This is a genomic window from Micromonospora sp. NPDC050695 (genome assembly GCF_040654415.1).
Classification (GTDB): Bacteria; Actinomycetota; Actinomycetes; order Mycobacteriales; family Micromonosporaceae; genus Micromonospora.
Genome location: NZ_JBFAHZ010000024.1, coordinates 14,230 through 27,495, shown reverse-complemented (window position 1 = coordinate 27,495; position 13,266 = coordinate 14,230). Strand labels below are relative to the sequence as shown.

Sequence of the window (13,266 nt, the reverse complement as noted above, 5' to 3'; positions counted from 1 at the left end):
CCAGCGCGGCGGTGCTGTTCGTGCGGCACCCGAGCGTCCGGCGCCTCGCGTGGGCCGCGCACCGGCACGGTGTGTTGCGCGAACTACGCCGCAGGCCGTGACCCCCGTCAGTTCCCCAGGGCGATCTTGATGGCTTCGGCGGCAACCGCGACCCCGATGGCATTCGCCGTGTCGAGCGCCCACCTTCCGGCGGCTCTGAGACTCTTCAGTGCCCCGACGCCGTCGTCGCTCCGGGCAGCGAGTTCAGCCTGTCCGATGTCGGCCACCGCCCGGTCGTCCTCCGGCGTCGTCGCTCGTTCGCGCAGGGCGACACGCAGCCGCGAGAGCTCCTCCGCGAGGGTCGGCAGATCGATCCCGTTTCCCAGCTGATTCCACAGCTGCACGAAGGAGACGTCGTGCACGTGAGCATTCGGCCCGACCGCGCCGGCCTGACCTTGGACGTCGTATCGATCACCCATGATGACCTCTACTCCTCGCTCCCGAGTGAGTGCACCGTATCGACCTCGGCCACCGAGGTCGATGAGGAATTGCGTGTAGCGATCGGCGCTGGAACCGTCCGACAGTTCAAGGAAGTCCTCCTCGTAGATCTCCAGCTCGGTGGAGACCAGGCTGATCAGACCCGCCGTCCCCAACTCGGGCCGCATCACCCTGGGCAGATACTCGGCGGGCACCTTCGCCACCGTCGCGGGGCCCGGCTCAACCACCACGCGAATCAGTGGGACGTTCGTGCCTCGGACTTCGCCGAGAAGGCGGTCTTCACGCCGATCCGCCGTCGCGCCGGTGAACGCCACAGCCAGGCTCACCTCGCTGAGAGCGCTGTATCCGATCGGGTGTTCGTCAATCTCGGCGAGCAACGCCTGGGACGAGAGGACCGTGTAGCGCCTCTCGCGCTCGATGAACTCCCGCACGGCGTCACCCACTCCCGCCGCCAGCACCGAGGACCCGAGCAGGAGGCAGGTCCGTGGACTCAGTGGGCTCTGGTAGCGAGGAGTCGGCTCCCCGGTGTAGGCGCGAAGCATCGCCAGTGCCTGCCGGTGCTCACGCACATTCCGTGGGAACGAACGGAACGAGAATCGACACTGCAGCAGAGTTGGCGGAAGAATTGTTCGCGGGAGGGTGTCCTCCACGAACACCAGGAGGGGCTTTCTGCTCCTCAGCCCGAGACCAATCTCGTACATGATGTGCGGTGAGGTGCCGGATTCGCGCTCGGTCAGGACGACGACCATCGCATCGCAGTGACTGAGATGACGCTCGAGTTTCGCGGAGTTCACGTGTGTCGACGGAGGGTCGAGGCTGGCAATCAGACCCTCGGCCTCCATGAGGCGAGCGAAATAGTCATTGATCATCGCGTCTCGAGGTCGATAGCTGTGTGCGAAGTAGACCAGGCTGCTCAACTCGCCGCCTCCTCATCGACCCAGACGTCGACCAGGCGATTATCGCAGGCATCGACAAGGTCCGTGTCGCTGCTCTCCTCCCGGAAGACCCGGCCGCCGGCGCCGGACGCCGCGCCGGGGTGCCGACGTCGCCACACCGAGCGATCACTCCGGTTCGGGTACCACCGCCGGCTCGACGGGCTCTAGCATCGCTGCCATGGCGACGCGGCTTGTGCAGATCAACATGAAGGCTCGGGACGACTCCGCGCTGGGCGGCTTCTGGGCGCAGGCGCTGGGCTGGGAGGTCTCCAGTGAGGGGCCCGGCGTGACGAACCTCGAACCCGAGGGCTTCGTCTACCCCGACCCCGTCGCTGTCTGTATCGACCTCGTCGTCTCCCCGGAACCCAAGACGGTGAAGAACCGCGTGCACATCGACCTCGCCACCACCTCGACGGCCCATCAGGCGGAGGTCGTCGCGCGCCTGAGGGATCTCGGCGCGACACCCGCCGACATCGGCCAGGGCGACGTCCCGTGGACGGTCCTGGCCGACCCGGAGGGCAACGAGTTCTGCGTGCTGGAGCCCCGGCCGATCTACCAGGACACCGGCCCGATCGCCGCCGTGGTGGCCGACTGCGCGGATCCGCGCGCCATGGCCCGCTTCTGGGGCGAGGCCACCGACTGGACCGTGCACGAGGTGACCGACCACCGCGCGGTGCTGCGCTCGGCCAAGGGCGTCGGCCCCTATCTGGAGTTCATCCGCACACCCGACGTGAAGACCGTGTGGAACCGCGTCCACCTCGACGTCCGCCCGTACCCGGATGACGACCTGGAGGCCGAGGCGGCGAGACTGCGGGCTCTCGGCGCCACCTCCGTCGACCTGGACCGGAGCGTCGGGTGGAAGGTCCTGGCGGACCCGGAAGGCAACGAGTTCTGCCTGCTCACCCCCGCCTGACAGGGCCGCGACCCGTGCTCGCCGGGACCGCGCTACCGCCGCCGAGGTGGGCGGGCACGCCGGGCTTGAGGAGTCCACCCCGCCGTACTGGCCCAGTTCGACGACGACTGGGGCGCGGGCGACCAGATCCGGGCCGTCCTGGCCCCGTTCCGGACACGATCCTGACCGGCGGCCCGACGGCTGATCACGGACGCGCGCGGGTGTCGCTGCGGTCGGGGCCGGCGACCGGAGCAGGGGCTGGACGCTCGGCTACGGTGACCATGAATGGGGGTGGACCATGGCGCCGGAGGTGTCACCGCGACGGGCCTGGGCCGTACTCGTCGTGCTCTCCCTGGCCGCGTTCGCGTTCATCACGACCGAGCTGCTGCCCGTCGGCCTGCTGACCCACATCGCACCCGATCTCGACCGGTCGCGCTCGCGGGTGGGAATGCTGGTCAGCGGGTACGCGGTCGTGGTCGTGGTGGCGTCCGTGCCACTGGCCCGGCTGACCCAGCGGATCCCCCGGCGTCACCTTCTCGGCGGCACGATGATCCTGTTCGCCGCCGCGAACGCCGCCGCCGCGCTCGCATCGACGTACGCCGTGCTGGCCGGCGCCCGTCTCCTGACCGCACTCGCCCAGGCGCTGTTCTGGTCCATCGCCACGGCGACCGTGACCGGGCCCTTCCCGATCGCGGTACGCGGCCGGGTCGTGGCGCTGTTCGCGACCGGGGCGACGCTCGCCCCGGTGCTCGGCGTACCCCTCGGCGCCTGGCTCGGGCAGCACGCCGGTTGGCGTACGGCGTTCGCGGTGCTGGCCGGGGTCGGTCTGGCGATCGCCGCCGCGGTGCTGATCCTCCTCCCCTCCTATCCCCCGGCGACCGGCGGTGCCGCCCGGGGCACCGCACCGGACGGGCGGCGCTTCACCGTGCTGCTGATCGCCACGGCCCTGGGCATCGGCGGCTTCATGACCCTGCAGACCTACATCACACCGTTCCTGCTCGACGTCAGCGGCTTCGCCGACGCGGCCCTGGCACCGCTGCTGTTCGCCGCCGGCACCGCCGGCGTCGTCGGCACCCTGGCCGCGGCCCGGACCCTGGACACCCGGCCGATCGCCTCTCTGCTGACGCCGCTGAGCATCGGCGCGGCCTCGCTGATCGGCATGTACGCGCTGGGCGCGCTCCGGCCCGGCGCGGTCGCGTTTCTCGCCGGGATCGGCCTCGCCTACGCGGCGTTCGGCTCCGCCGTGCAGAGCCGGATGCTGCAACTGGCTCCCGGCAGCACCGACATCGCCTCGGCCGGCGTCAGCACCGCCTTCAACGCGGGCATTGCCGGTGGTTCGCTGTTCGGCGGCGCCCTCCTGTCCATCTCGGGGGCACGCCCGCTGGCACTCGTCGGTGGATCGCTGACGCTGGTCGCCCTCACGCTGCTCGCCGTGGACGCGCGGCGGCGTCACGCCGCCACGCCAGCGCCGGCCGCCGCTGGGCGGGAAACCGCGGTGCGGGCCTCGCCGCTACCGCGTTGACCGCGGGGCGTCGCCGTCAGCGGCCATCCACGGGCTGCTCCTTCGTCAGGTGGAGCAGCCATCCCTCGCCGGTGCGGATGAGCGCGTATCGCCGGCGGCCGGTGCGGCCGTGCAACGTGAACAGCATCCGGCGGTCGGTGCGGTCGTGCTCCTCCCAGGTGCCGATGTCGGCGATCGACTTGTCGGCGTCCTCGTAGGTGAGGACGAAGGCAGGTGCCACTCCCCCATTGTCGGCGCCCGCCGCTGCGCCCGTCCCGAATGTGGCTGTTCCACGACGGCGAGGATCGCCCCGCCGACGGCGTCCTGTCGGCGATGCCCGGGCTGACCCCGTTCAGTGGCCGTATGCCGTCCAGTCCTCGACCGGAGTGAGCGGAACCGGCACGGGCCGCTGCACCACCGTCGTCAGCTCGATCCGCCGACCCTCGTCCGCCGACCGCAGCAGGGTCGTCATCGTTTCAAGGACGTGCAGGGCCACGTCACCGCCAGCGCGCGGCGGACGCTGACCGTCGGCGCTGACCAGGTCGATCAGACCCAGACCTCGGGAACCCTCGGCGTAACCGGCCCGCGGTTCGAGAACGCGCCACTGGGTGCCGCCGAGCGCGAAGAGGCGGACCTCACCGTCGAAGGTGTTCGGATCGGGTACGGCGAGCGTGCCGGCCTCCCCATGGACCTCGATCGGCGCGGCAGTCGTCGCGACGCCGTCGAAGCTCGTCGTGATGGTGGACAGAGCACCGTTGGCGTGCTCCAGCACGCCGGTCACGTGGGTGTCCACCTCCACCGTGATCCGCTGGCCCATCCGAGGCCCCGAGCCGATGACGCGCTCGGCGCGCAGCCGGCTGGCGGTTCCGCTCACCGCACGGACCGGCCCGAGCAGGTGGATGAGCGCCGAGATGTAGTACGGCCCCATGTCCAGCAACGGGCCGCCGCCGGGCGCGTAGTAGAAGTCGGGATTGGGATGCCAGCGCTCGTGCCCAGGGGTGACCATGACGGCCGACGCGGACAACGGGCGTCCGATCAGCCCGCCGTCGATGGCCGCACGCGCCGTCTGCGTACCCGTGCCCAGGACGGTGTCCGGCGCGCACCCCACGCGGACGCCGGCCGTCTTGGCCCGATCGATGATCGAACGGCCGTCCGGGAACGTCACGGCGAGCGGCTTCTCGACGTACACGTTCTTGCCCGCGTCGATCGCGCCGAGCGAGATGTCGGCGTGCGCCGCGGGGATCGTGAGGTTGAGTACCGTCTGCACGTCGGGGCGGGCGAGCAGGGCCTCGACGCTCATCGCCTCGGCGCCGGGGATCGTGGCGGCGACCGCGGCCGACCGGGAGGCATCGAGGTCGGCCAGGGCGGCGATCGACACCGCGGGGTGGTTCGCGAGTGTGTCCAGGTACGCGCGGGAGATGACCCCGAGACCTACGATGCCGACGCGGTGCGGGTCGCCCACCTCATCCCCCTCTCGATGACGGTACGGACGCTCGCGTGCTCCAGCACGTCAAGGCTGTGTCCCGGGGTCGTCACGACGATGCGCCCGGCACCCCACAGTCGGGTCCAGATCGCCGGCGAGGTGACCGGCCGGTGCCATGGCTGCCACGCCCTGCTCGGGTGGGTGGTGACCGCGAGGATGTCGATCAGGTCGTCGTGCAACACCCAGTACTGCTCGGTGACCAGGTCGAAGTCCTCGATGCCCGCGGTGATCGGATGCTCTCGGCCGAGGTCGGTGATGCGCACCGTGTGCGGCAGAAAGTTGTCCTCCGCGCCACCGTGACGCTCGCACGGCTCTTTACCCGGATGGGTCGCGAACTGGCCGCCCACCAGGTGCAAGTACTCCGATGACGCGCGGAACGAATCCACGATCCCGCCGTGCCAGCCGGTGAATCCCGTACCGGCGATGACCGCCGCGCTGAGGCCCGCCGCCTGCTCCGAGGTGATCTGCGACATCGTCACGCACTGCACGACGAGATCGGTGTCGGCCATCTCGGCGGCATCGGCGTAGATCTCCGTCGACTCCTCAACCCGTACGGCATAGCCGCTGCGTTCGAGGAAGGGGATGAACAGGTCCGTCGCCTTGACCGGCTGGTGCCCCTCCCACCCGCCCCGAACCACAAGTGCTCTGCGCTGCGCCATCCTCGCTCCCTCCACGGTCGGCCGGCACCGGGCTGGACGCTCCCGCCCCGGCGACGTGCCGCCGATGCCCGTGCCCGTCGCCTCGACACCGTACTCGTGGTTGCCGCCACCGCCGGCGTTCGTGGTCAGGCCAGCTGGTCACGCAGTGCGCGGATCGCGTAAAAGTTGCGGGACTTCACGGTCCCGGCCGGAACGTTGAGGATCTGCGCGGCTTCGGCGACCGTACGTTCCTGGTAGTACAGCTCGATCAGGACCGTGCGAAGGCGTTCCGGGAGAGCGGCGACGGCTGCCCGGATCTCGGTCCCGTCTATGAAGCTGTCGACCTCGGCGTCTTGGGCGGGAATGTGTGTCAACGCCTCCGCCGAGGTCAGCTCGGGACGTGAACGGGCCGCCCGCGCCTGGTCGATGAGGATGCGCCGGGCCACCGTGTAGAGCCAGCCGCGGCTCCATCGGCCGTCCACCCGGGAGTCCGGGTTCTTCCAGGCCCGCACCATCGTCTCCTGCACGACGTCCTCCGCCCAGTGGACGTCGCCACCGACCAGCCGCGACACGTAGGCCAGCAGCGCAGGACGTTGTACCTGCTGGAGATGCTCAAGGGCCTCCTCGGGCGTCATGCCTTCGGTGTCTCTTTCCGGGGCGACCTCATTCACCGCGTGTGCCCTGGTGCCCGCCCGTCCTTTGGCTTATCCGCACGCGGCTGGGGTACGACCGGTCCGGCGCGCCGAGCAACGCCGCCCTGCGATCGGAGTGCGGCCGCCGCACTGGAGCCTCGCGGAGCCGCGGGACGGGGGAAGACAACCGGGCTCGGGCCCAGACCCTCCACCTTGTCAAGACGTCTGCGGCCCTCGACCAGCTCGCCCATCACGTCCGCGAGACTGGGGTCTTTCAGCATCACCAGGGCAACGACCTGCTCGTACGCAGCCGTCAGTGACGCGGGGTCGAGACCGTCGATGTCCAGGCCCGGAGCATCGGTTGCAGGTTCCGCCGCGGGTCCGGGCGGTGCGGCCAGGGTGCGCTTCGCTCTTGCGCGAACCGCACTCCAGTCGACCGGCATGGAAAGATCGCTCTGCAGCGCGCGGAGAGCGTTGTCGAGGTGTTGTTCAGGGACGGTCATGGGCTAGCGGGTCTCCTCCGGGGATGACTACCGAGCATCCCCCTGCAAGCAACGACGCGCCGGATCATTCGGTTCACGACGCCCAGCCCGGTGCCTCAACCCGAACCGCAATTCGCGCGGGACTCCGTGTGAAGGAGCACCGATCGGCTTCGGGGCGCGGGCCAGGACCGTTGACACGACGGACGGAGGGCCGGAAGAGGCGGTTCAGAGAGTGTCAAGTGGAGCCCGCTTCAATGACCGCTGATGGGTGCGGCCCGCGACGGATGGGCGCGGTGGGCTAAGCGATGTGCGACTGGGGTCAGAGGTCGTGGTCTTCAGGAAAGGACGGCACATGCCTCCGATCGATGACACGGCCGGATCCAGCGAAACCAGTCTCGCTCTCCGTAAGGCAACCGATGACGGAGCGTACCTGTCCGAGCAGGGCGACGCCACCTCACCGCTGGATGGGATGGCGGCCCTTCGGCACCTGCAACTGGTGCACCGGCCGGTGTTGCTCGCCTATGCCATCCGGCTGGCAAACGGCGACCGGCACTGGGCCGAGGACATCGTGCAGGAAACCATGGTGCGTGCCTGGCAGCATCCCGATGCCCGCAACGAGGGCGGCCGCTGGAATCGAGCCTGGCTGTTCACGGTCGCACGGCGGATCGCCATCGACAACGTCCGCGCCGCGCAGGTGCGCCCGCTCGACTACACCGACGAGATAGGCGATGCCACCTCCGATGAAAGTGCCGAGGAGCGCTTCGCCCGCGACCTCGACTCGCAATACGTCCGACGGGCCGTGGCGTCGTTGCCGGAACGGCTTCGTACGACGCTGATTCAGTTGTATTTCCTGAACCACTCGATCGCCGAGGCGGCCGAGAACCTGGATATCCCACCCGGAACGGTGAAGTCGAGGTCGTTCCACGCGCTTCGTGCACTGCGCAAAGCACTGTCCGACCAGGGATTCAACGCCGGCTCCGAACCGGACGCATGACCGGGCCCTCGCCTGCGGGCCCTTATCCGAAAGGCAATGAGATGACCCGACCGGCCGCGGCGCAACGCCTGCTCTTCAGCCTCGCCGCGGCGGCGCTGGCCATACTCGGGCCCGGCATGACGCAAGCCGCGCAGGCCGACGCCGACTACGTGAAGTACTACGTGGTGACCTCGGCATACCAGGGTGCGCCGGAGAACCTCGGCGAGATCGCGGGACGGTTCCTGGGCAGCGACGCGCGATCCACGGAAATCTTCGACCTCAACGTCGGCCGCGTCCAGCCGGACGGCAACAAGCTGTCGGACCCGAACCGGCTGACGGCCGGTTGGCGACTGGTGATGCCGTGGGACGCCGTGGGGCAGGACATCCGGTACACGGGACCGGCCACTCAGGGCTCGGCCACGACGCCCGGCAAACCGCAGGGCGACGGCGCCGCAACGGGTCCCGGACAGATCCCCGACGGCGGCCTGCCCCCCGGCGGCGGGTCACCGCCGAGTGGCATGAACTGTGCCGGCGCCGCGTCGACGACCCGCCTGGACTGGGCCGCGCTGCGTCTGGCCGCGGACCAGGCCTGGCCGCAGAGCCGCGGCAAGGGTCAGGTCGTGGCCATCCTCGATTCGGGCGTCGACGGAAAGCTGCCGCAACTGGTCGGGCGGGTCAGTGCCGGCCACGACATGGCCGACGGCAAGAGCCGTGGTGACGTGGACTGCCTCGGCACCGGCTCGTCCATGGCCGGGTTGATCGTGGCGCAGAAGACACCGGGAAGCGAGCTGACCGGCATGGCGCCGGACGCGTCGGTGCTGCCGATCCGGGTCCGCTCGACGGCCGGAGGCGTGCTGCCGACGAACGTTCAGGCCCAGGCCGTGACGTACGCGGTCTCGGCTGGCGCCACCGTGATCGCACTGGGCCCCGCCATGGACGCCGGGGCACCGGAGGTCGCCACGGCCCTCAAGAACGCGGTGATGCAGAACGTCGTCGTCGTTGTCGGGGCCAAGACCGAGGCGGGCGTCGGTGAGCCGCCATCCGGCCCGGGAGTCCTGCGGGTCGCTGGCGTCAGCGCCGACATGCAGGCCGCGGACGCGTACCGCAAGGGCGGCATCGACATCGTGGCGCCCGGCGTGAACGTCACCAGCCTCGGAGTCACCGGTGCCGGCGGCACGGCGGGTACGGGAACGTACTACGCGGTCGCCTTCGCCGCCGGGGAGGCCGCCCTCGTACGCGCCGCGTACCCGGACCTCACGGCCTCCCAGGTGACGCACCGCGTCCAGGCGACGGCGGATCAGGTCGGCGAGGGCACCCGCCCCGACGGTTCGTTCGGCTGGGGAATGATCAACCCAGCGGCATCGGTGACCGAGGTGCTTGCCGAGGAGAACGACCCGGTAGCCACCGAGAGCGACAGCGCCGAGATGACGGCGCAAGAGACGCACGGATACTCCTTCTGGCTCGTCGTGGTCATCCTGATCACCCTCGGAGCCGCCGGCTATCTGGTCTGGCGGATGGTACGCCTGTGGCGTGGCCGGGCCGAGGACATGAGCGACGTGCAGCCCGCGGCCCCGGTTCAGTTCCCCTCGCCCGTGATGGCCGGCGGCCCGCAGCCGCACTGGAACGGACCGGTCGAGTCGGCCGACGCGACCCACTGGACGGACGACACCACCGCGACGCAGTCCGACGCGGACGACCGGGAGTGGTGAACGGTCGGCGGAACTCATTGAGGCGATCTCGACAAGGGGTGGGGCGGCCGGGATGACCGGCCGTCGGTCCAGATCGGATCGTGGTGGATACGGCCGTGGCAAGCATCGATAGACAGGCTCCTCGCGACAGGTCCCCGGTCTCGAGAGGGCACCAGGTGATCACCTGTGCTGTCTGACTGACCTGCCCAGAATTCGTGCAGCTCGTGGTGTGGCTGCTTGGCGACGGGCTTCGGACGGTGCCCATCCGATCGTTGAGCCGTTCCGAGTAAGGACGTCTCATGGGAGCCCGGCCAGAACGCGCCGGCTCGCAGTCCTGCCCGCTCACCCGTTCGCCGGTGGCCATCACCGCCGCCCAGACGGAGACGCCAGCCATCGACGCAGTATGCCGTACCCACAGGCGGGCCGGTCGGGTGGCGACGCGGGGGCTGGCGCGGGGGCTGGCGCGGCTCGCTCACCAGCCCGAGCGAATGACGCGCTGAACCAGGGCGAAGCTCCGGTGCGACAGCTTCACCTTTCAACGACACGCGAAACGGCGGTGGTGACCACCGTCACCACCGCCGCCATCGATCTCGAAACTCCCATTCACCGGCGTCAGTCCACTACGGCACCGCCGAACACATCCGCCGGCACCGGCATGACGCCCGCGACGCCGCACAAGCCGAGCACCCACACCGGTTCACGCGGCGCCCCCAACCACCGGAGTATCCGACCTGACCTATATCAACCAGCCCATCCAACAGACACAAACCGTCTCAGCTTGACGTGACAGCTACCGGACACGGGGCGTCGACTGCCCATTAGCACGTGCGGGGCTCGGGAGCGTGGACGGTTGTGGGGATGGGGAGCTGGGCAGCGAAGCACGGCCTAAGCCGCCGCCGGCTAGGGCAGGACTGCTCAAGCCAGCCCAGTCGCTGGATCGACCGTGCGCAGGACCCACCGCCATGCGCGCGCCCGGGTGGGGAGCGCCCTGGTAGGGAGCGCCCTGGTGGGGAGCGCCCTGGTGGGACAAGCCCTGAAGGGCCGCGAGTTGAGCGGTGAGGGTCGACATCTGAGACGTGAGTTCCTCAAAGGTCCTGGCCAGATTGGCGTTGACCTCAGCGGTCCCCGAAGGAACTTGTTGTCGAGGAGCCGCGGGATAGTGAGCAGCGTGATGGACTCGATCATATTGATACGCTGATGTGTCAGTGCCGGTAAGCCCGAGGCTTGATGTAGGCATAGCAATGGGCGAATGAAACTGCCCACGCTCGGCGGCCACACCAGAGCTGGCCGCGGAGCGTATGCGACCGTACATTTCGTTGGGATCTTGCATTCTGAGATGTGGCTCGACAAACAGGTTATCCCGGACAGATTTCGGCAACTGCCCCTGTTCGTACAGACTTTTCACGGTTGGGCAGTCACGCATCATTGCGTTTACGTAGCGCCAAATTTCCTGCTGCCGCCCCATGAGTCTCGCAGCCCCGACTCTGTCCCGAGCCTTACTCGCCGACCTCACCATTCCCGCCGGCCCTCTAAGCGTCCTGTATCCCATTCGTGCATAGCCGTAGCCTTTACGAATGAAGTTGCGCCCCGGCCGCTTGTCCGCCCGCCTTCGATCGAGGTTGATGTTCGCCTGACGAATCATCCTGTCCAACTCCAGGCGTGCACTTCTGCGAATTGGTTCACTCAGGTCTACGTTACTAACAATATCTCTTCTCACGACCGCGATAGCGTCGAGGGTGAGCTTTCGCTTCGAATATTCCTTTTTCGGACGCTGCTCGTATACCCTGTCCACCGTAACCTCCGGATGTGATTGCTTGATCTGCTAGAACAAGACGCTCGACTTATTCGTGGACAAGGCTCCAGCGCTGGTCGCGTTGACCAGGGATCTCGTCCCACTGCTCCAGCCAGTGGCCGTTCCAGGTGCCGTCATCGGCGGTGGGCGCCACGTCGGCGCCGAGGATCTCCAACAGTTTTCCGGTCGCCCGGTTACGGATGTGCAGGCGGCCACCGCCCGCGTTCTCGATCTTCCACTGCTGGAAATGATCCGTGGGGTTGAGCTTCACCTGCAGCACCTTCGCGCCGTTCCAGGTGCCACCCGGTTCGATACCCATTGCGAGGCCGCTGTACGTGTTGACCCACACGGCGTAGCCCTGCGAGGCCGTGAGCTTCCAGAACTGGTCCTTCTGGTGCTTGTTCACCCACAGCGTGACGTGCTCGCCGACCGTCTTGTTGGAGTCCGAGTACGGAATCTGCGCCACCGAGCCCGTCCAGTCGTTGATCAGCTGGTAGTTCAGGCCGACCTTGAATCCGCCAATGCTCGTCGGCGTGGTCGGCTGTTGAGCCGGAGTGGTCGGCTCCTGCGCCGGAGTGGTCGGCCCGCCGGGCGCGGGCGTCGTTCCGCCCGGCGTCGCAGGAACCGTCGCCCCGGTCGTCGGCTTTCCGCCGGAGGGGGTCGTGGGACCGCCCGGGGACGGGGACGGGGACGGCACGGCCCCCGCGGTGAGGCGCGGGTCCTTCTCGTACGCCGCGACGTATCGCATCGTGGCGTCCGAGAGCTGTGGGACATTGGCCTTCGGTGTGCCGTTGGCGGCCCGCACGGCGTCCTCACCCCACTGGAACGCGGCGAGCGCCATCCGGTACGGGTCGGCACCGCTCAGGCCACCGAGTTGCGAGACATAGTCGCACATCGCCATGCCAAGCGCGGGAATTGCCTCCTCCGCCTTCCACACCGAATCGGGCGACGACCCGTACTGCCGCCACAGGTCGGGCGTGAACTGCGCGATGCCCAGACCGCCGTCCGCCGAGCGCGCCTTCGGATCGAACTTCGACATCGCCATCAACTGCGCCGCGATACGCGGGGCGGTGACCAGCGGACAGATGCTGCCGGCCTTCCGAATCAGGTCGACGTACGTGTCCGGCACCCGGATCGCGCCGGGCTGCGGCCGCGACACCGCGCCGTTCGGCGACTCGACGCGGAACGGCGTCTGCTCGGCGTACCAGTTCGCGTACGCCTTGACACGCTTGACGTAGGACTTGGCGGAGGCGGGTACGCCCTTGCTCGCCACGACCGCGTCAATCCCGACCTTGTCGGCCGCCAGGGCCAGCGGCCACATGTCGCCGGTGAGACCGGCGAAGCGTACCTGGCCGACGAGGTCACAGGTCTTGTGGGCGAGGGCGTGGATGTTGTCCGCGCTGTCGCCCCGGTCCGCATTCTGGGCGGGACGCCAGCGGTTCCATTCGGCGGCGGTGAGCCCGGCGATGCCGTTGCTCTGATCGGAGGCGAACTTTGACGCCACCATGATCTGCGCCGACAGGCGTGCCGGGTTCAACGAGCGGCACGACAGCGCGGCAGCGACGATGGTTTCCGTCAGCGCGGCCGGCACGGCCTTGCCCACGAGCTTTTCCGCGTTGGCCGACGCGGTCAGGTCGCCCCCCAACGGCAACACGCCGGCGCCCAGGGTCACGAGGCTCAACCCGGCAATCACCACGCGGCGGCGGTCCTTCGCGGGCAGCCGCAGTCGGATCCATCGGGTCTTTTGGCTGCTGGACGAGGTCATCGACGCAC

Annotated in this window: 10 protein-coding genes; 4 read left to right on the top strand and 6 right to left on the bottom strand. The window is 68.9% G+C overall.

Annotated features, from left to right (window positions below; all coding sequences use genetic code 11):
* Positions 1–107: 107 nt before the first annotated feature.
* Positions 108–1,394, bottom strand: a complete 1,287-nt coding sequence (locus AB0H52_RS19325) for a hypothetical protein (RefSeq protein ID WP_357949003.1) — start codon at positions 1,392–1,394, stop codon at positions 108–110.
* Positions 1,395–1,590: 196 nt separating this feature from the next.
* Here AB0H52_RS19325 and AB0H52_RS19320 point away from each other — a divergent pair, with 196 nt between their 5' ends.
* Together AB0H52_RS19320 and AB0H52_RS19315 are read left to right on the top strand one after the other, a co-directional pair.
* Positions 1,591–2,325 carry a VOC family protein gene (locus AB0H52_RS19320; RefSeq protein WP_151490779.1) on the top strand — a complete coding sequence of 245 codons (735 nt, stop codon included), beginning with the start codon at positions 1,591–1,593 and terminating at the stop codon, positions 2,323–2,325.
* Positions 2,326–2,614: 289 nt separating this feature from the next.
* Positions 2,615–3,826, top strand: a complete 1,212-nt coding sequence (locus tag AB0H52_RS19315; protein ID WP_357949000.1) for an MFS transporter — start codon at positions 2,615–2,617, stop codon at positions 3,824–3,826.
* Positions 3,827–3,842: 16 nt separating this feature from the next.
* On the opposite strand, the gene AB0H52_RS19310 is transcribed toward AB0H52_RS19315, so the two are convergent.
* From AB0H52_RS19310 to AB0H52_RS19295, 4 genes are all read right to left on the bottom strand, one after another.
* Positions 3,843–4,046 carry a hypothetical protein gene (locus tag AB0H52_RS19310; protein WP_225854594.1) on the bottom strand — a complete coding sequence of 68 codons (204 nt, stop codon included), beginning with the start codon at positions 4,044–4,046 and terminating at the stop codon, positions 3,843–3,845.
* Positions 4,047–4,157: 111 nt separating this feature from the next.
* Positions 4,158–5,267: a Gfo/Idh/MocA family oxidoreductase gene (locus tag AB0H52_RS19305; protein WP_151490777.1), complete on the bottom strand. Its 1,110-nt coding sequence runs from the start codon at positions 5,265–5,267 to the stop codon at positions 4,158–4,160.
* A complete protein-coding gene (locus AB0H52_RS19300; RefSeq protein ID WP_151490776.1) occupies positions 5,237–5,947 on the bottom strand; it encodes a ThuA domain-containing protein in 711 nt (236 codons plus the stop codon). Before AB0H52_RS19300 ends, AB0H52_RS19305 begins: the two co-directional genes overlap by 31 nt.
* Positions 5,948–6,072: 125 nt before the next feature.
* Positions 6,073–6,597 (bottom strand): sigma-70 family RNA polymerase sigma factor, encoded by a 525-nt coding sequence (locus tag AB0H52_RS19295; protein WP_225854593.1) that lies wholly within the window; start codon positions 6,595–6,597, stop codon positions 6,073–6,075.
* A gap of 795 nt (positions 6,598–7,392) precedes the next feature.
* Here AB0H52_RS19295 and AB0H52_RS19290 point away from each other — a divergent pair.
* Both AB0H52_RS19290 and AB0H52_RS19285 read left to right on the top strand, forming a co-directional pair.
* A complete protein-coding gene (locus AB0H52_RS19290; protein WP_225854592.1) occupies positions 7,393–8,034 on the top strand; it encodes a sigma-70 family RNA polymerase sigma factor in 642 nt (213 codons plus the stop codon).
* Between the two features lie 41 nt (positions 8,035–8,075).
* Entirely contained in the window at positions 8,076–9,722 is a 1,647-nt protein-coding gene (locus AB0H52_RS19285) for a S8 family serine peptidase (protein ID WP_192580330.1), read from the top strand.
* A 1,820-nt stretch (positions 9,723–11,542) separates the two neighbouring features.
* Here the strand turns inward: AB0H52_RS19285 and AB0H52_RS19280 are convergent.
* Complete coding sequence (locus AB0H52_RS19280; protein WP_151490774.1) at positions 11,543–13,258, bottom strand: RICIN domain-containing protein; 1,716 nt, start codon at positions 13,256–13,258, stop codon at positions 11,543–11,545.
* Between the last annotated feature and the right edge of the window lie 8 nt (positions 13,259–13,266).

Bases quoted from the DNA above. Each gene is read 5' to 3' on its own strand.
- AB0H52_RS19290 (WP_225854592.1), top strand. From the start codon at position 7,393: ATGCCTCCGATCGATGACACGGCCGGATCCAGCGAAACCAGTCTCGCT.
- AB0H52_RS19285 (WP_192580330.1), top strand. From the start codon at position 8,076: ATGACCCGACCGGCCGCGGCGCAACGCCTGCTCTTCAGCCTCGCCGCG.
- AB0H52_RS19300 (WP_151490776.1), bottom strand. From the start codon at position 5,947: ATGGCGCAGCGCAGAGCACTTGTGGTTCGGGGCGGGTGGGAGGGGCAC.
- AB0H52_RS19280 (WP_151490774.1), bottom strand. From the start codon at position 13,258: ATGACCTCGTCCAGCAGCCAAAAGACCCGATGGATCCGACTGCGGCTG.
- AB0H52_RS19320 (WP_151490779.1), top strand. From the start codon at position 1,591: ATGGCGACGCGGCTTGTGCAGATCAACATGAAGGCTCGGGACGACTCC.